The organism is Kribbella sp. NPDC056861, from assembly GCF_040687575.1.
GTDB lineage: Bacteria > Actinomycetota > Actinomycetes > Propionibacteriales > Kribbellaceae > Kribbella.
The window spans coordinates 659,114-677,196 of record NZ_JBFBNQ010000003.1; the positions used below are offsets into that span (position 1 = coordinate 659,114).

Genomic DNA, 18,083 nt, shown 5'->3' on the forward strand with positions numbered 1-18,083 from the left:
GCGGCATGGTGCGATGGGAGCCGGGCGCGACGGACCGGCTGCGCGTCGCCGCGCTGGAGCTCTACGTTCAGCAGGGCTACGAGCAGACGACGGTGGGAGAGATCGCCAAGAGCGTCGGGCTGACCGAGCGGACGTTCTTCCGGCACTTCGCCGACAAGCGGGAAGTGCTGTTCGACGGCGAGGACCTGCTACAGCACGCCTTCGTGGCCGCGGTCGCCGCCGCGCCGCCGGGGAGCGCGCCGCTGGAGGTGGTCGCGGCCGCGCTGGCCTCGACCGCGCAGCACCTCGAGGAGCGCCGCCCCTGGTCGCGCAAGCGCAACCAGGTGATCGCCGCCAATCAGCCGCTCAAGGAGCGTGAGCTGCTGAAGCTCGCGAGCCTGACCGCCGCCATCGCCGAGGCGTTCCGGCAGCGGGGCGTCCCCGACCCGGCCGCCGCCCTCGCCGCCGAGACTTGCGTCACCGTCTTCGCCGTCGCCTTCGGGCAGTGGATCGCCGACGGTGAGACGCGGTCGTTGGCGACGGTGGAGCGGGATATTTTGGCTGAGTTCAAGCAACTGATGACCGCCTTGGAGACAGCCGAGCCTTAATGGCAGACCCCGTCAGCCTCTGGAAGATCGCGCCTTCGGTGTACCTGCCGGCGCTGCTGTACGGCATCGGTTCGGGCGCGATCGCTCCCGTGGTCGCGCTGTCGGCGCTGCAACTGGGCGCCCCGATCGCGGTCGCCAGCTTGGTCGTCGCCGCGGCCGGGGTGGGGCAGGTGATCGGCGACATCCCGGCCGGCGCGCTGGCCACCAAGGTCGGCGAGCGCCGCGCGATGGTGCTGGCCACGCTGCTGGTCTCGTGCGCGCTCGCCATCTGTCTGGTCGCTCCGAGTGTGTGGAGTCTCGCCCTCGCCATCGGCCTGACCGGGGTCGCCGGAGCCGTCTGGAATCTGGCCCGCCAGGCCTACCTCAGCGAAGCGGTGCCGCTGCAGATGCGCGCCCGAGCGCTGTCGACGCTCGGGGGAGTCGGCCGGATCGGCTCGTTCATCGGGCCCTTCGTCGGCGCCTTCGCGATGAAGTTCCTCGGCACCGACGGCGCCTACTGGGTGCACCTGGTCGCGGCCGCGCTCGCCTGCATCGTGCTGCTCAGCCTCCCCGACCTCGAGTCCGTACGCCGCAGCCGCGCGGCCAACCCGGTCGTGCTGCAGTCCACCGCCGCGGTGATCCGCGAACACCTCCCCGTACTGCGAACGCTCGGCACCGGCGCGCTGCTGGTCGGCGCGGTCCGCGCCTCCCGTCAGGTGGTGGTCCCGCTCTGGGCCGAGCACATCGGGCTCGACGCGCAGACCACCAGCATCATCTTCGGGGTCTCCGGCGCGGTCGACATGCTGCTCTTCTATCCGGCCGGCTCGGTGATGGACCGCTTCGGCCGCAAGTGGGTCGCAGTACCGTCGATGTTCGTGTTGGGGCTGGCACATCTGTTGCTGCCGCTGACTCATTCGGTGACGACGCTGACGGCGGTCGCGCTGCTGATGGGGGTCGGCAACGGCCTAGGGGCGGGGGTGATCATGACGTTGGGCGCCGACGCCTCGCCCGCGGTGGGCAGAGCGCAGTTCCTGGGCGCCTTCCGATTGTTTTCAGACACCGGTAGCAGCGCCGGCCCTTTGCTGATTGCCGGCGTCACGGCTCTGGCCGGGCTGGCCCCCGCGGTGCTGTTCATGGGCCTCACCGGCTGGGCTGCGGCGACCGCGATGAACCGCTGGATCCCGGCTCGGCCGAGGCCGCCGGAGTAACCGATTTGGTTCGCCCGGCTTCCGATGTTTCAATGGACCCTGCCGAAGACCGCTGGTCGTTGCTCCCGGAGCAGCTGAAGGTCCACAACTCGTGGACGGCCCGCGCAGGTGACAAGTCAGTGAAGTAGTTACTTTCACGCCCTTGCGCCTGCGCAGGGGCGTTTTCGATGTTCTGGGTCCTTGGCCGGCGCGGCAAGAGAAGCCCAACCCTGCTCTTGCAGGGCGGAAGGAGAACCATGGCGAGGCCGGACAAGGCAGCCGACGTCGCGGAGCTCACTGAGAACTTCAGGAGCTCAGGCGCCGCCGTACTGACCGAGTACCGCGGACTCACCGTGGCGCAGTTGCGGCAGTTGCGCACTACGCTCGGTGACGACGTGCACTACGCCGTGGTGAAGAACACGCTGACCAAGATCGCGGCCAAGGACGCGGGTGTGGAGTCGTTCGACTCCCTGCTCGAGGGTCCGTCGGCCATCGCCTTCATCAAGGGCGACCCGGTGGTCGCGGCCAAGGGGCTGCGTGACTTCGCCAAGGCCAATCCCCTTCTCGTCATCAAGGGCGGTGTGCTGGACGGCAAGGCACTCGGCTCCGACGAGATCAAGAAGCTCGCTGACCTGGAGTCGCGTGAGGTCCTCCTCTCGAAGCTCGCAGGTGCGATGAAGGCGGCCCCGCAGCAAGCGGTGTCGTTGTTCGCTGCTCCGCTCGCACAGGCCGCGCGCCTGTTCGCTGCGCTGCAGGACAAGCTGCCGGCCGACGACGCCCCCGTGGCGGACGAGGCTCCGGCTGCGGAGGCTGTGCAGGACACGGTCGACGCACCTGCCGAAGAGGCGAGCACCGAGGAGACCGCTTCAGCTGACAGCTGACGCGTTCGCTTCACGCAGTACCCCAATCAGTGATCACCCCAGCAACACGTTGAAGGAAGGACCGCCACCATGGCGAAGCTCAGCACCGAAGAGCTGCTCGGTCAGTTCAAGGACCTCACCCTGCTCGAGCTCTCTGAGTTCGTGAAGGCCTTCGAGGAGGAGTTCGGCGTGACCGCCGCCGCTCCCGTCGCCGTCGCCGCCGCCGGTGTCCCCGGCGCCCCGGCCGAAGAGGCCTTCGAGCAGGACGAGTTCGACGTCGTCCTGGAGTCGGCCGGCGACAAGAAGATCCAGGTCATCAAGGAGGTGCGCGGCCTCACGAGCCTCGGCCTGAAGGAGGCCAAGGACCTCGTCGAGAGCGCCCCGAAGGCCATCCTCGAGAAGGTCGACAAGGCTGCCGCGGAGAAGGCCAAGGAGGCCCTCGAGGGCGCCGGGGCCACCGTCTCCGTCAAGTGACCTGTGCGGCCTAGCCGCACAACGAAGTGATACCAGTTGAAGGGCGGTCCTACCGGGCCGCCCTTCGGCATGTCCGGACCGGACTAGGATCCCCGGTGATTCCGGTGCGTGATCAGGTTGTGACTCCCGGGTCGTCATCACTTGACAGACAGGGGTTACGTAAAACCGTACTCGTGCGTAACCTAAGCAACCGCGCCCTCGTTGAACTGGCGAAAGCACGTCGGTCGGGGCTGCACGATCTACCCGTGAGGAGGACCGGTGGGCGTAGAAGTCCGCGTCGAGGGACTGTCCAAGTCCTTCGGAAGTCAGCTGATCTGGGGCGACGTGTCCCTGACGCTGCCCGCCGGTGAGATCTGCGTGATGCTGGGCCCTTCCGGCACCGGGAAGTCCGTATTCCTGAAGACGCTGATCGGTCTGCTCAAGCCGGACAAGGGTCACGTGCACATCGAGGGTGTCGACATCGCCACCTGCTCGGAGCGCTCGCTGTACGAGATCCGCAAGCTGTTCGGGGTGCTGTTCCAGGACGGCGCCATGTTCGGCTCGATGAACCTGTACGACAACGTCGCCTTCCCGCTGCGCGAGCACACCAAGAAGTCCGAGTCCGAGGTCCGCTCCATCGTGATGGAGAAGATGGAGATGGTCGGCCTGGTCGGCGCGGAGAAGAAGCTGCCCGGCGAGATCTCCGGCGGGATGCGCAAGCGGGCCGGGCTGGCCCGCGCGCTGGTGCTGGAGCCCGAGATCCTGCTCTTCGACGAGCCCGACTCCGGTCTCGACCCGGTCCGGACCGCGTTCCTGAACCAGCTGATCATCGACCTGAACGAGATGACCCAGGCCACCTGCCTGATCGTCACCCACGACATCAACACCGCGCGCACGGTGCCGGACAACATCGGCCTGCTGTACCACCGGCACCTGGCGATGTTCGGCCCGCGCGAGATGCTGCTGTCCAGCGAGGAGCCGGTGGTCCGCCAGTTCCTGAACGCGCAGCGGATCGGCCCGATCGGCATGTCGGAGGAGAAGGACGCCGACGAGCTGGCCGCCGAGGCCGATCAGGAGCTGCCACCGCTGCCGCCGATCCCGATCCAGCAACTGCCCAGCAGCGGCGTACTGCGTCCGACGCAGCGCCCGCCGGGGCAGTGGTGTGAAGAGAACGGCGTGACGCCACCGCCGGGTTCCTTCGCCTCCGCGACCGTGGGGGCTTCGTGAGCCTTTCGGCGACCGCCCCGCTGAAAGCAGCAGGATCACTGTTCGCTTTCGCGCTGGACACGGCCCGGGCCTCGGTCCGCCGGCCGTTCCAGCTGCGCGAGTTCCTGCAGCAGGCCTGGTTCGTGGCCAGCGTGACGATCATCCCGACCGCGCTGGTGGCGATCCCGTTCGGCGCGGTGATCGCGCTGCAGGTCGGCGGACTGATCAAGCAGTTCGGCGCGCAGGCCTTCACCGGGTCGGCCGCCGTCCTGGCCGTGGTCCGGGAGGCGTCGCCGATCGCGACCGCGCTGCTGATCGCGGGCGCCGGCGGCTCGGCGATCTGTGCCGACCTGGGCGCGCGGAAGATCCGCGAAGAGCTCGACGCGATGATGGTGCTCGGCATCGACCCGATCCAGCGCCTGGTCGTCCCGCGGGTGCTGGCCACCATGATGGTCGCGTTCTTCCTGAACGGTTTCGTCAGCGTGGTCGGCGTGATGGGCGGCTACGTCTTCAACGTCGTCCTGCAGGACGGCACGCCAGGCAGTTACATCGCCTCGTTCACCGCGCTCGCGCACCTGCCCGACCTGTGGCAGGGCCAGGCGAAGGCGCTGGTCTTCGGCTTCATCGCCGCAGTGGTCGCGTCGTACAAGGGGATGAACGCCGGTGGCGGCCCGAAGGGCGTCGGCGACGCGGTGAACCAGTCCGTCGTGATCACCTTCATGCTGCTGTTCGTCGCGAACTTCGCGATGACGGCGATCTACTTCCAGCTCGTCCCGCCGAAGGGGGCGTGACGTGTCCGTCCTGGTCGACGTGCTGGTGAAGAAGCCGCTGAACTCCCTGGACCGGCTGGGGGAGCAGCTCGCCTTCTACCTGAAGGCCCTGGCCTGGTCGGGTAAGTCCGTCACCCGCTACCGGCGCGAGATCCTCCGGCTGCTGGCCGAGGTGACGCTCGGCACCGGCGCGCTGGCGGTGATCGGCGGCACCGTCGGCGTGATCACCTTCCTGGCCTTCTTCACCGGCACCGAGGTCGGCCTGCAGGGCTACTCGGCGCTGAACCAGATCGGCACCTCGGCCTTCGCCGGCTTCGTCAGCGCCTACATCAACACCCGCGAGATCGGCCCGCTGATCGCCGGTATCGCGCTGGCCGCGACGGTCGGCTGCGGTTTCACCGCCCAGCTCGGCGCGATGCGGATCAGCGAGGAGATCGACGCCCTCGAGGTGATGGCGATCCCGTCCCTGCCGTACCTGGTCACCACCCGGATCATCGCCGGGCTGATCGCCGTCGTCCCCCTGTACGTCGTGGGGTTGCTGTCGTCGTACTTCGCCACCCGGCTGACCGTGACCACCTTCTACGGGCAGAGCACCGGCACGTACGACCACTATTTCCATCTGTTCTTACCACCAGGGGACGTGCTCTGGTCGTTCGGCAAGGTGCTGGTCTTCTCGGTCCTGGTGATCCTGGTGCACTGCTACCACGGGTACCACGCGACCGGCGGTCCCGCGGGCGTCGGCGTCGCCGTCGGCCGCGCGGTCCGGACGTCGATCGTGGTGATCAACGTGGTCGACCTGCTGCTGTCGATGGCGATCTGGGGAACCACGACCACCGTCAGGCTGGCGGGATAGCGATGACCAGACGAATCCTCGGGACCGCCTTCATCGGGATGCTCTGCTTCCTGCTCTGGCTCACCTACGCCTTCTACGCCAAGGTCTTCACCGACACCGTCGAGGTGAAGCTGCAGACCAGCCACATCGGCCTGCAGCTGAACCGGCACGCGGACGTGAAGCTGCGCGGCATCATCGTCGGCGAGGTCAGCGACGTCTCCACCGACGGCGAGTTCGCCACCGTGCGCCTGTCGCTGAAGCCGGATCAGGTGAAGGAGATCTCCAGCCAGGTCAGCGCCCGGATCCTGCCGAAGACGCTGTTCGGCGAGAAGTACGTCGCGCTGGTGCCGCCGGCCGGTCAGGCGGGCCGGGCGATCCGGGCCGGCGACGTGATCGCCCGGGACAAGACCGCGGTCGGCATCGAGATCGAGAAGGTGCTGAACGACGCGCTGCCGTTGCTGCAGGCGGTCGACCCGGCCGACCTGAACGCGACGCTGAACACGCTGGCCACGGCGCTGGAGGGACGCGGTACCGAGATCGCCTCGACCCTGACCCAGCTCGACGGCTACCTGAAGAAGCTGAACCCGAACGTGCCGAACCTGATCGCGGCGCTGACCAAGCTGACCCAGGTCTCGAACATCTACGGCGACGTCACCCCCGAGCTGGCCCGGGCGCTGCGCAACCTGACCATCACCGGAAACACGGTGGTCGAGAAGGAGAAGCAGCTGCAGACCTTCTTCACCGACGTGCAGACCCTGTCGGCCACCGGGAACACCTTCCTGAAGGAGAACGAGGACCGGGTGATCCGGCTCGGCGAGGTGAGCCGGCCGGTGCTCGACCTGCTGGAGCGCTACTCGCCCGAGTTCCCCTGCTTCCTCAAGGTGATGACCGACACCGCGCCGATCCTGAACGACACGTTCCGCGACGGCATCCTGCACATCAACCTGGAGCTGGTCACCAACCAGCCCACGCCGTACCAGCCGAACGAGACCCCGAGGTACGACGACCACCGCGGTCCGACCTGTGTCGGCAAGAACTACAGCGTGCCGGGGGAGAAGCCCGGCCCGTACACCCAGCAGAACCCGGCGCCGTACGTCACCGGCGAGGACGGCGTGGTCGGCGACCACGGCAAGAAGACCCGCTTCCCGGTCAACCTGCAGCTGAACCGGGCGATGCCCGGCTTCGCGATGGACACCGGCGGCGCCGGTACGCCGGCCGAGCAGAAGGTGATCGACTCCTTCGCCGGACCCGCGATGGGCATCCCGGCCGGCGACGTACCGGATCTGACCACCCTGATGATCGGGCCCCTCGTACGTGGTGGGCAGGTGAACCTGAAATGAAGCTGCTGGACAGGAAGACCTCGATCGACACCGTGCGGCTGGCGATCTTCGTGGTCGTCACCACCGTCGCGACCGCGCTGCTGGCGGTCACCATCGGCAACATCAGCTTCACCGCGACCACGAAGTACCGGGCCGTGTTCACCGACGTGGTCGGGCTGAACAAGGGCGACGACATCCGGATCGCCGGGGTCCGGGTCGGGCAGGTCGACAAGATCGAGATCTACCAGGACAAACTGGCGATGATCAGCTTCAGCGTCGACTCCGGCCAGGTCGTGGACACCTCGACCCGGGCGACGATGCGCTACCGGAACCTGGTCGGCAACCGCTACATCGCGCTCACCGAAGGTGTCGGTGGCGGCAGCCGGATGAAGGCGAACGGCATCATCGGAAAGGACCGGACCGCCCCCGCGCTGGACCTGTCGGTGCTCTTCAACGGGTTCAAGCCGCTGTTCACCGCGCTGACCCCGAAGGACGTGAACCAGTTCGCGTTCGAGGTGATCAAGGTGCTGCAGGGCGAGGGCGGCACGATCGAGAGCCTGCTGGCCCGGACCGCGTCGCTGACCACCACGCTGGCCGACTCCGACCAGGTGATCGGCGACCTGATCACCAACCTGACCTCGACCCTGCAGATCGTCTCGCAGCGGCAGGCGAACTTCTCCCAGCTGCTGGTCAACCTGCAGCAGTTCATCACCGGGCTGAGCCAGGACATCAACCCGATCCTCGGCTCGCTGACCTCGATCAACTCGCTGAACACCAAGACGGCCGGCCTGCTGCAGCAGACCAGGGTGCCGATCAAGGCGGACCTGGACCGGCTGCGGGAGGTCTCGACCACCCTCGACGACACCCAGGCGATCTGGGTCAAGACGCTGCAGAACATGCCGGGCAAGCTCGAGACGATGACCCGGACCGCGTCGTACGGGTCCTGGTTCAACTTCTACCTGTGCGGCTTCGACGGCAACGTCACGCTGCCGCTGGGCACCCGGATCCCGATCAGCCATGACGTGAACTCCGCGAGGTGTGCGAAGTGAAGCCGTTCAGAGAACAGAACCAGGTCACCATCGGCGTGGTCGGCCTGACCGTGCTCGGGCTGATCATGCTGGCGGCGTTCAAGGTGCAGGACCTGCCGCTGATCGGTGGCGGCACGAAGTACTCCGCGCAGTTCTCCGAGGCCGGTGGGCTGAAGCCGAAGGACGAGATCCGGGTGGCCGGTGTCCGGGTCGGCCAGGTCCGTAAGGTCGAGCTGGCCGGCACCCACGTCCGGGTCGACTTCGTGGTCGACCGGGGCGTCAAGCTCGGTGACCAGACCGGCGCTGAGATGAAGATCAAGACGCTGCTCGGGCAGAAGTACCTGAAGCTGGACCCGGCAGGTGACGGCGAGCTGAAGGAGGGCTCGGAGATCCCGCTGGCCCGGACGGTCTCGGCGTACGACGTGGTGGACGCGTTCACCGATCTGGCCAACACCACCGAGCGGATCGACACCGCGCAGCTGGCGAAGGCGCTGGACACCCTGTCGACCACCTTCAAGAACACCCCCGAAGAGGTGCAGGCGTCACTGACCGGGCTGTCCCGGCTGTCGCGCAACGTCGCCAAGCGCGACGAGGAGCTGAAGAAGCTGCTGCAGCACTCCGAGGTGGTCACCAAGGTCCTTGCCGACCGCAACCAGCAGCTGGTCAAGCTGATGAAGGACGGCAACACCGTGTTCCAGGCCGTGCAGGCCCGCCGGGTGCTGATCCACCAGCTGCTCGTCTCGACCCAGAAGCTGTCCGCGCAGATCACCGCGCTGGTCCGGGAGAACCGCAAGGACCTGGCGCCGACGCTGACCAAGGTGAACGCCGTGCTGGCCACGCTGCTGAAGAACCAGAACGCGCTGGACGCCAGCATCAAGGGGCTCGCGCCGTACGCGCGGGTGTTCACCAACACGCTCGGCACCGGGCCGTGGTTCGACACCTACGTGCAGAACCTGGTGCCGGTGCCGGAGATCCCGTTGCCGACCATCCCGATTCCGGGGCTGCCGCCGATCCTGAGCGGACTGACCGGGGGGACGGGCCGATGAAGGTTGCCGCGCTGTCCCGGCTGATCGCCTTCGGTGTCGTCATCGTGGTGCTCGCCGTCAGTGTGATCGCGTTGTGGCCGCACCCCGAGCGGGTGTCGGCGACCGCGTACTTCCCGCGGGCGGTCAGCGTCTACCCGGGGTCCGACGTCCGGATCCTCGGGATCAAGGTCGGCGAGATCGAGAGCGTGACGCCGGCCGGGCGCGCGGTACGGGTGAAGTTCTGGTGGGAGGCCAAGCACAAGGTGCCGTCGAACGCGAAGGCGGTGATCGCCTCGCCGTCGATCGTTGCCGACCGCTACATCCAGCTCACCCCGGCGTACTCCAAGGGGACGGTGATGGCCGACGGCGCGGAGATCCCGCTGGACCGGACCGCCGTACCGCTGGAGCTGGACCAGATCTACCAGAGCCTGAACGACCTGTCGGTCGCGCTCGGGCCGAAGGGCGCCAACGACCAGGGCGCGCTGTCGCGGCTGCTGGACGTGTCGGCGGCCAACCTGAACGGTCAGGGCGCGAAGCTGAACCAGACCATCACCGATGTCTCGACCCTGACCCAGACGCTGTCGAGCAACTCCAAGAGTCTGTTCACCACGATCAAGCAGCTGCAGACCTTCGTCTCCGCGCTGGCCGCGAACGACGGCCTGGTGAAGCAGTTCAACACGAACTTCGCGGCCACCTCGACCACGCTGGCCGGTGAACGCAAGGACCTCGCGGCCGCGCTGTCCCTGCTGGCCACCGCGCTCGGCGAGGTCGCCACCTTCGTCAAGGACAACCGCGGGCTGCTGAAGACCACCATCTCCGGCGCCACCGACATCTCCCAGATCCTGGTCAAGGAGAAGGCGGCGCTGGCCGAGATCATCGACACCGCGCCGCTCGGCCTGGGCAACCTGGCCCGGGTCTACAACCCGCAGTTCGGCACCCTGGACCAGCGGATCAACCTGGCCCAGCTGGACGACCCGGCGACCTTCATCTGCTCGCTGCTGATCCAGGCCAACCAGCCGCTCTCGACCTGTACTGCGCTCAAGCCGGTCCTCAGCGCGCTGCCCAAGCTCCCGCTGCTGAGCGCGATCACCGGTTCCGGCGGACCAGCCGGTACGCCGTGGGCGCCGGCCCCGAAGCCCAAGCTGCCCAGCCCTGACCCGGTCGACGAGACGCTCGGCGGCCTGGTCCCGGGAGGCGACCGATGAGGCGGCTCCGCAGTACTGCGGTCGTCGCCGGCGTCGTCGCGATGGCGACCTTGCTGAGCGGCTGCGACTTCAGCGTCTACTCCCTGCCGTTGCCGGGTGGCGCGAAGATCAAGGGCGACGCGTACACCGTCACGGTGGAGTTCACCGACGTACTGGATCTGGTGCCGAAGTCGACGGTCAAGGTCGACGACGTCACCGTCGGCACGGTCGAGAAGGTCTGGCTGGACGGCTACACCGCCAAGGTCCGGGTCAAGCTGCCGAAGAGCCTGGAGCTGCCGGACAACGCCCGCGCGACGATCCGCCAGACCAGCCTGCTGGGCGAGAAGTTCGTCTCGCTCGCACCGCCGTCGGGGTCGGAGCAGCCGCGCGGCAAGCTGGAGAACGGCGAGCTGATCCCGCTGTCGCGGACCACCAGCAACGTCGAGGTCGAAGAGGTCCTGTCGGCGCTGTCGCTGCTGCTCAACGGCGGTGGCGTGGCCCAGCTGCAGATCATCACCCAGGAGCTGAACAAGGCGCTGACCGGGAACGAGCCGGCCATCCGCAGCGTGCTGACCCAGCTGAACACCTTCGTCGGCACCCTGGACGCGAACAAGCAGAAGATCGTCACCGCGATCACCGCCGTCGACCAGCTGGCCAAGCAGCTGAACGCGCAGAAGACGACCCTGGCGGCCGCGATCGACTCGCTGCCGAAGTCGATCGCCGCCCTGGACAAGCAACGCGCGGCGCTGGTCAAGACGCTGCAGGCGCTGGCCTCGCTGGGCAACACCGCGACCCGGGTGATCACGGCGTCGCAGAAGGACCTGGTCGCCAACCTGCAGTCGCTCTACCCGTTGCTGACCAAGCTCGCCGAGGCCGGGGAGAACCTGCCCAAGTCGCTTGAGCTGCTGCTCACCTACCCGTTCCCGGACGAGGCGGCCAAGGCGGTCAAGGGCGACTTCACCAACCTGAACATCACCCTGGACGTGAACACCCAGAAGGCCCTGAAGGGACTGCTCGGGCTGAACCTGCCGAACGTCGGTCTGACCATCCCGACCATCCCGGTCAGCGTGCCGCTGCACAACTCGCCGAAGTTCCCGACCGGCAACCCGACCGGCGGGCTGCCGTCGTTGCCGCTGCCGACCGGGACCGCGACCACCTGCGTGACGATCCTGGTGCTGCCGGTCTGTACGCCGAAGCTGAACCGCTCCGGGTTCGATCCCGAGCTCGCCAAGGTCCTGATGCCGGGGGTGGCCAAGTGATCACCAGAATGGTCCGGATCCAGCTGATGGTCTTCCTGCTGATCACCCTGGTCGGCGTCGCCTACGTCGGCGGCAAGTACGCCCAGGTCGACCAGTTGCTGTTCGACGACGACTACACGGTCAGCGCCAGCTTCGCCGAGTCCGGCGGCATCTTCTCCGGCGCCGAGGTGACGTACCGCGGTCAGCCGGTCGGCCGGGTCGGCGAGCTCAAGCTGCTGCCGGACGGCGTCGAGGTCGACCTGGACATCGAGAAGAAGACCAAGATCCCGAACGACCTGCTGGCCGTGGTCGCGAACCGGTCCGCGATCGGCGAGCAGTACGTCGACCTGCAGCCGCGCCGCGACGGCGGCCCGTTCCTGCAGGACAACTCGAAGATCTCCCGGCAGAACACCGCGCTGCCGATCGACACCACCGAGCTGCTGCTGAACCTGGACCAGTTGGTGAACTCGGTCGACAAGAACAGCCTGAAGACCACCGTCAAGGAGCTCGGCGACGCGCTCCGCGGCCGCGGCACCGATCTGCAGAAGATCATCGACAGCTCCGGCGCGCTGATCACCGACGCCGACGCGAACATTTTGCAGACGATCAAGCTGATCAACGACGGCAACACCGTGCTGGCCACCCAGGTGGCCAGCGGCAGCGCGATCAAGACCTGGGCGAAGAACCTGGCGCTGCTGTCCGACACGCTGGTCAGCTCGGACACCAACCTGCGGTCCGTGATCGACAACGGCTCCGGCGCCTCGGTCCAGCTGACCGCGCTGATCACCGAGAACCGGGCCGACATCGCGGTGCTGCTCGGCAACCTGCTGACGGTGAGCGAGCTGACCGCAGTACGGCTGGATGCGGTCGAGCAGCTGCTGGTGGTCTATCCGGCGGTGGCGATGGGCGGGTACGTCGTACCGGCGAAGGATCCGGGGACGGGGCACTACGACGCGCACTTCGGCCTGGTGCTCGGCTTCAGCCCGCCGGCCTGCCGGGCCGGTTACAACGGCACCGACAAGCGGGTCCCGCAGGACACCACCAGCAAGCCCGCGAACACCAAAGCCGGCTGTACGGCGTCGCCGGGCTCCGGTATCGACGTCCGCGGCTCCCAGAACAAGCCGGCCCCGTCGTCGCGGAACGCGAACCGGATCGGCTACGGCATCGGGTACGACGCAGCGACCGGTGCGGCCGGCGGCAAGGACGGAATGCCCGAAATGGTGCTCGGCTCGACCGGCGGCCAGGAGGAGTTGCTCGGCAAGGACTCCTGGAAGGCCCTCATCCTCGGCCCGGTGAGCGGCAAGTGAGCGGACCTTTGGGGCTCGCGATCGGCCTCGGCATCTTCCTGGTCACCGTCATCGTGCTGGGGATCCGGCAGCAGGTCCGGCGGCCGGCCGGCCGTGGGCCGGTGATCCTGGCCTGGGGGTTGAGCGTGCTGTTGGTGGTCGCGCTGGCCGGGGCGACGCTGTCGGTGGTCGCGCTGCGCGGGCAGGACGCCCGGGACAGTGAGCGCGACGGCGCGTTGAAGGCCGCGCGGCAGCTGGCGCTGGACTTCACGACGTACAACTACACGAGCTGGGACGCCGATGTGAAGCGGGTACAGGACGGCTCCACCGGGCAGTTCAAGGAGGAGTTCAAGGCTGCCTCGGAGACGATCAAGACCGAGGTGGTCACTAACAAGGCAACCTCCACCGGCGAGGTGAAAGAGGCCGGAGTGGTGTCCAACGACAAGGACTCGGCCCAGGTGCTGGTGATCGTCAACGCGGTCGTCACCAACACCGCCTCCAAGGACGGGGTGGCCCGCCGCTACCGGATCAAGCTGGACCTGGTCCGCGAGCAGGACCGCTGGCTGACCGCCGACCTGCAGGCGGTCGGCTGATGCCCCGCAAGATCGCCGGCCAGCGCCGGAAGGCCGAAGTTCCGGCCGAAGTCAACCCCGAAAACGCTGTTTCGGAGCCAGTGACTCAGGCCACATCCAAGCGTTTGCAGGAGGATTCACCGGCCTCCGGCGACACGCCGACGGTGACCGAGGGTGACGAAGGTGGCGCTGCGCTGGCCGCCGAGCCGGCTCCAGCGAAGGCCTCCGGCGCGACCGTGGTGCCCGTTGAGCGGGCCGCGGCCCCGGTCTCCCGGGTCAGCGTCGTGCTGTCGGCTGCGCTCGGGGTGTTGCTGGTGGTGATCCTGGCGCTGACCGGGATCCTCGGGGTGAAGGCCTGGAAGGGCAAGGAGGCCGAGGATGCCCGTGACCAGGCGTCCGCGGCTGGGCGGAAGGCCGCCGAAACCGCGCTCAGCTACGACTACCGCACGCTGGACAAGAGTTTCGCGGACGCCCGGGCGACGATGACGCCGGAGTTCGCCGGCCAGTTCGACGCCACCGCCAAGGTGGCCGGCGAGATCGCCACCAAGACCAAGGCGACGGTCCGGGCCGAGGTGCGCGACGTCGGGGTCCGCGACGGCGACGCCGACCGGGTGACGCTGATCATCTTCGTCAACCAGACCACCACCAGCACGATCACGGAGGGTAAACCCCGGATCGACCAGAACCGGACCAGATTCACGATGGTCCGAAACGGCACGCAATGGCTGGTCCAGGAGATCGCCGGACTGTAGTCTGCTGGTGACTCCGGAGAGGATGTTCCGGGCGGCTCGCGGGTTGGTTACCCGCTGGAGAACCCGGGTCTTTCTTGACGGAGTGGGTGGTCCGAAGGCATAGTGTCGGACCCCATTGGACAGGCTTGCCCTGATCGGGTAGCCTATTGCTTTGCGCTGCCTTTAACCGCACCCTTGTTCATCCTCAGAACTTGACGAGGGTCGTTTGGCATGCGCTCCCAGCACCGAAGTGCCGCTTTCGAAGTTACTTTGCGAGCCCGTGGAAGGACGCCCCTTGGTCGCCTCGCGCAACCCCCAGTCCGACAGCATTACGAACGTTTCCGGCGCACCCCGTCGCATCTCCTTCGCAAAGATCTCCGAGCCTCTCGAGGTTCCGGATCTTCTTGCGTTGCAGGTGGACAGTTTCGACTGGCTGGTCGGAAACGAAACCTGGCAGGCCAGGGTGGCCGCCGCCGAGGCGGAGGGACGGACAGATCTGTCCTCCCCGTCCGGCCTCGAGGAGATCTTCGAAGAGATCTCCCCGATCGAGGACTTCAGCGGAACCATGTCGCTGTCGTTCCGTGACCACCGGTTCGAGCCCCCGAAGAACACGGTCGACGAGTGCAAGGAGCGTGACGTCACCTACTCGGCGCCGCTGTTCGTCACCGCCGAGTTCATGAACAACGAGACCGGCGAGATCAAGAGCCAGACCGTCTTCATGGGTGACTTCCCGTTGATGACGCGCAAGGGCACGTTCGTGATCAACGGCACCGAGCGTGTCGTCGTGTCCCAGCTGGTTCGCTCGCCCGGTGTGTACTTCGAGCGCACGCCGGACAAGACGTCGGACAAGGACATCTTCACCGCGAAGATCATCCCGTCACGCGGTGCGTGGCTGGAGTTCGAGATCGACAAGCGCGATCTGGTGGGCGTGCGGCTGGACCGCAAGCGCAAGCAGAACGTCACCGTGCTGCTCAAGGCGCTCGGCTGGACCGACGCGCAGATCCTCGAGGAGTTCGGCGAGTACGAGTCGATCCGGCTCACCCTGGAGAAGGACCACACCTCCGGGCAGGACGACGCGCTGCTGGACATCTACCGCAAGCTGCGCCCCGGCGAACCGCCGACGCGCGAGGCTGCCCAGGCGCTGCTGGACAACTACTACTTCAACGGCAAGCGCTACGACCTGGCCAAGGTCGGCCGGTACAAGATCAACAAGAAGCTCGGCCGTGACGAGACCCACGACACCGCCGTTCTGACCATCAACGACATCGTGGCGACGATCAAGTACATCGTCGCGCTGCACGAGGGCAAGACCGAGCTGACCGCGCCGCAGGGCGAGATCGTCGTCGAAGAGGACGACATCGACCACTTCGGCAACCGCCGTCTGCGCACGGTCGGCGAGCTGATCCAGAACCAGCTCCGCACCGGCCTGGCCCGGATGGAGCGGGTGGTCCGCGAGCGGATGACGACCCAGGACGTCGAGGCGATCACGCCGCAGACCCTGATCAACATCCGCCCGGTGGTCGCGGCGCTGAAGGAGTTCTTCGGAACCTCCCAGCTGTCGCAGTTCATGGACCAGACGAACCCGATCGCGGGTCTGACCCACAAGCGCCGCCTGTCGGCACTCGGCCCGGGTGGTCTGTCGCGTGAGCGGGCCGGCTTCGAGGTCCGGGACGTGCACCCGTCGCACTACGGCCGGATGTGCCCGATCGAGACCCCGGAAGGCCCGAACATCGGCCTGATCGGCTCGCTCGCGACGTACGGCCGGGTGAACCCGTTCGGCTTCGTCGAGACGCCGTACCGCAAGGTCGTCGACGGCCGGGTCACCGACCAGGTCGACTACCTGACCGCGGACGAGGAGGACCGGTTCGTCATCGCTCAGGCCAACGCGGCGCTGACCGACGACGACGTGTTCGCCGAGGACCGGGTGCTGGTTCGCCGGCGTCACGGTGAGGTCGAGCTCGTGCTGGTCGACGACGTCGACTACATGGACGTCTCGCCGCGCCAGATGGTGTCGGTCGCGACCGCGATGATCCCGTTCCTCGAGCACGACGACGCCAACCGCGCCCTGATGGGCTCCAACATGCAGCGCCAGGCCGTTCCGCTGATCACCGCGGACGCCCCCCTGGTCGGTACCGGCATGGAGTTCCGCGGAGCGGTCGACGCCGGTGACGTGCTGGTGTCGGAGAAGGCCGGTGTGATCAAGGAGGTCTCGGCCGACCTGATCGAGGTCGCCGCCGACGACGGCACGTACCAGACCTACCGGCTGCAGAAGTTCCGTCGCTCGAACCAGGGCACCTGCATCAACCAGCGTCCGTTGGTCGACGCCGGGCAGCGGGTCGAGGTCGGCTCGCCGCTGGCCGACGGTCCGTGCACCGACGAGGGCGAGATGGCCCTCGGCCGGAACCTGCTCGTGGCGTTCATGCCGTGGGAGGGTCACAACTACGAGGACGCGATCATCCTCAGCCAGCGCGTCGTGCAGCAGGACCTGCTGACCTCGATCCACATCGAGGAGCACGAGGTCGACGCCCGCGACACCAAGCTGGGCCCGGAGGAGATCACCCGCGACATCCCCAACGTCTCCGACGAGATGCTGGCGGACCTGGACGAGCGGGGCATCATCCGGATCGGCGCCGAGGTCACCACCGGTGACATCCTGGTCGGCAAGGTCACGCCCAAGGGTGAGACCGAGCTGACCCCGGAGGAGCGGCTGCTCCGGGCGATCTTCGGTGAGAAGGCGCGCGAGGTGCGCGACACCTCGCTGAAGGTGCCGCACGGTGAGAACGGAACCGTCATCGGGGTCCGCGTCTTCGACCGCGACAACGGCGACGAGCTGCCGCCGGGCGTGAACCAGCTGGTCCGCGTGTACGTCGCGCAGAAGCGCAAGATCTCCGTCGGCGACAAGCTCGCCGGACGCCACGGCAACAAGGGCGTCATCTCGAAGATCCTGCCGGTCGAGGACATGCCGTTCATGGAGGACGGCACCCAGGTCGACATCATCCTGAACCCGCTGGGCGTGCCCGGCCGGATGAACGTCGGTCAGGTGCTCGAGACCCACCTCGGCTGGGTTGCCAGCCGCGGCTGGAAGGTCGACCCGGACAGCACCGAGGAGTGGGCCCAGCGGCTGATCAAGATCGGCGCCGGCGAAGCCGAGCCGTTCACGAACGTCGCCACCCCGGTCTTCGACGGTGCACGTGAGGAAGAGGTCACCGGCCTGCTCGGCTCGACCCTGCCGAACCGTGACGGCGACCGCCTGGTCAACAGCACCGGCAAGGCCAACCTGTTCGACGGCCGCTCGGGTGAGCCTTTCCCGCAGCCGGTCGGCGTCGGGTACATGTACCTGCTGAAGCTGCACCACCTGGTGGACGACAAGATCCACGCCCGCTCGACCGGTCCGTACTCGATGATCACGCAGCAGCCGCTGGGTGGTAAGGCGCAGTTCGGTGGTCAGCGGTTCGGCGAGATGGAGGTGTGGGCCCTCGAGGCCTACGGTGCCGCCTTCGCGCTGCAGGAGCTGCTCACCATCAAGTCCGATGACGTCGTCGGTCGCGTCAAGGTGTACGAAGCGATCGTCAAGGGCGAGAACATCCCGGAACCGGGTATCCCCGAGTCCTTCAAGGTTCTCGTCAAGGAAATGCAGTCCCTGTGCCTGAACGTTGAGGTGCTCTCGTCCGACGGAAGCCGGGTCGAGATGCGCGACAGCGAAGAGGACGTCTTCCGCGCGGCGGAGGAACTGGGAATCGATCTGTCCCGGCGCGAGCCGAACAGCGTCGAAGAGGTCTGAGCGGGTTGCCGCTTTCGATCAACAACCAACTCACTCAGACCCAAC

The 18,083-nt window shown here is 67.4% G+C and carries 16 protein-coding genes; all 16 read left to right on the forward strand.

The window, feature by feature from the left end; translation table 11 throughout:
* Nucleotides 1-5 precede the first annotated feature (5 nt).
* The 16 genes from AB0P21_RS16990 to rpoB all read left to right on the forward strand — a co-directional run bounded on the left by AB0P21_RS16990 (nt 6) and on the right by rpoB (nt 18,038).
* A complete protein-coding gene (locus AB0P21_RS16990) occupies nt 6-587 on the forward strand; it encodes a TetR family transcriptional regulator (protein ID WP_363697575.1) in 582 nt (193 codons plus the stop codon).
* Nucleotides 587-1,774, forward strand: coding sequence for an MFS transporter (locus AB0P21_RS16995; RefSeq protein ID WP_363697576.1), 1,188 nt, complete (start codon nt 587-589; stop codon nt 1,772-1,774). The genes AB0P21_RS16990 and AB0P21_RS16995 overlap by 1 nt, the downstream gene beginning before the upstream one ends.
* A gap of 236 nt (nt 1,775-2,010) precedes the next feature.
* Nucleotides 2,011-2,634, forward strand: a complete 624-nt coding sequence (gene rplJ / locus AB0P21_RS17000; RefSeq protein ID WP_363697578.1) for a 50S ribosomal protein L10 — start codon at nt 2,011-2,013, stop codon at nt 2,632-2,634.
* A gap of 69 nt (nt 2,635-2,703) precedes the next feature.
* The gene (gene rplL, locus AB0P21_RS17005) at nt 2,704-3,087 is read left to right on the forward strand and encodes a 50S ribosomal protein L7/L12 (RefSeq protein WP_363697579.1); all 384 of its coding nucleotides are present in this window, start codon (nt 2,704-2,706) and stop codon (nt 3,085-3,087) included.
* A 258-nt stretch (nt 3,088-3,345) separates the two neighbouring features.
* Nucleotides 3,346-4,293: an ATP-binding cassette domain-containing protein gene (locus tag AB0P21_RS17010; protein ID WP_363697580.1), complete on the forward strand. Its 948-nt coding sequence runs from the start codon at nt 3,346-3,348 to the stop codon at nt 4,291-4,293.
* Nucleotides 4,290-5,063 (forward strand): ABC transporter permease, encoded by a 774-nt coding sequence (locus tag AB0P21_RS17015; protein WP_363697582.1) that lies wholly within the window; start codon nt 4,290-4,292, stop codon nt 5,061-5,063. Before AB0P21_RS17010 ends, AB0P21_RS17015 begins: the two co-directional genes overlap by 4 nt.
* A gap of 1 nt (nt 5,064) precedes the next feature.
* On the forward strand, nt 5,065-5,895 hold the full coding sequence (locus AB0P21_RS17020; protein ID WP_363697584.1) for an ABC transporter permease: 831 nt from the start codon (nt 5,065-5,067) through the stop codon (nt 5,893-5,895).
* Nucleotides 5,896-5,897: 2 nt separating this feature from the next.
* Nucleotides 5,898-7,214, forward strand: a complete 1,317-nt coding sequence (locus AB0P21_RS17025) for an MCE family protein (RefSeq protein WP_363697586.1) — start codon at nt 5,898-5,900, stop codon at nt 7,212-7,214.
* A complete protein-coding gene (locus AB0P21_RS17030) occupies nt 7,211-8,242 on the forward strand; it encodes an MCE family protein (protein ID WP_363697588.1) in 1,032 nt (343 codons plus the stop codon). Before AB0P21_RS17025 ends, AB0P21_RS17030 begins: the two co-directional genes overlap by 4 nt.
* A complete protein-coding gene (locus AB0P21_RS17035) occupies nt 8,239-9,267 on the forward strand; it encodes an MCE family protein (RefSeq protein WP_363697590.1) in 1,029 nt (342 codons plus the stop codon). Before AB0P21_RS17030 ends, AB0P21_RS17035 begins: the two co-directional genes overlap by 4 nt.
* The gene (locus AB0P21_RS17040; protein ID WP_363697592.1) at nt 9,264-10,451 is read left to right on the forward strand and encodes an MCE family protein; all 1,188 of its coding nucleotides are present in this window, start codon (nt 9,264-9,266) and stop codon (nt 10,449-10,451) included. The genes AB0P21_RS17035 and AB0P21_RS17040 overlap by 4 nt, the downstream gene beginning before the upstream one ends.
* Nucleotides 10,448-11,689: an MCE family protein gene (locus tag AB0P21_RS17045; protein ID WP_363697594.1), complete on the forward strand. Its 1,242-nt coding sequence runs from the start codon at nt 10,448-10,450 to the stop codon at nt 11,687-11,689. The genes AB0P21_RS17040 and AB0P21_RS17045 overlap by 4 nt, the downstream gene beginning before the upstream one ends.
* Nucleotides 11,686-12,975, forward strand: coding sequence for an MlaD family protein (locus AB0P21_RS17050; RefSeq protein ID WP_363697596.1), 1,290 nt, complete (start codon nt 11,686-11,688; stop codon nt 12,973-12,975). Before AB0P21_RS17045 ends, AB0P21_RS17050 begins: the two co-directional genes overlap by 4 nt.
* Nucleotides 12,972-13,547, forward strand: coding sequence for a hypothetical protein (locus AB0P21_RS17055; RefSeq protein ID WP_363697598.1), 576 nt, complete (start codon nt 12,972-12,974; stop codon nt 13,545-13,547). Before AB0P21_RS17050 ends, AB0P21_RS17055 begins: the two co-directional genes overlap by 4 nt.
* Nucleotides 13,547-14,278: a hypothetical protein gene (locus AB0P21_RS17060; RefSeq protein ID WP_363697600.1), complete on the forward strand. Its 732-nt coding sequence runs from the start codon at nt 13,547-13,549 to the stop codon at nt 14,276-14,278. The genes AB0P21_RS17055 and AB0P21_RS17060 overlap by 1 nt, the downstream gene beginning before the upstream one ends.
* Before the next feature lie 274 nt (nt 14,279-14,552).
* On the forward strand, nt 14,553-18,038 hold the full coding sequence (rpoB, locus tag AB0P21_RS17065; protein ID WP_363698439.1) for a DNA-directed RNA polymerase subunit beta: 3,486 nt from the start codon (nt 14,553-14,555) through the stop codon (nt 18,036-18,038).
* Nucleotides 18,039-18,083: the final 45 nt, after the last annotated feature.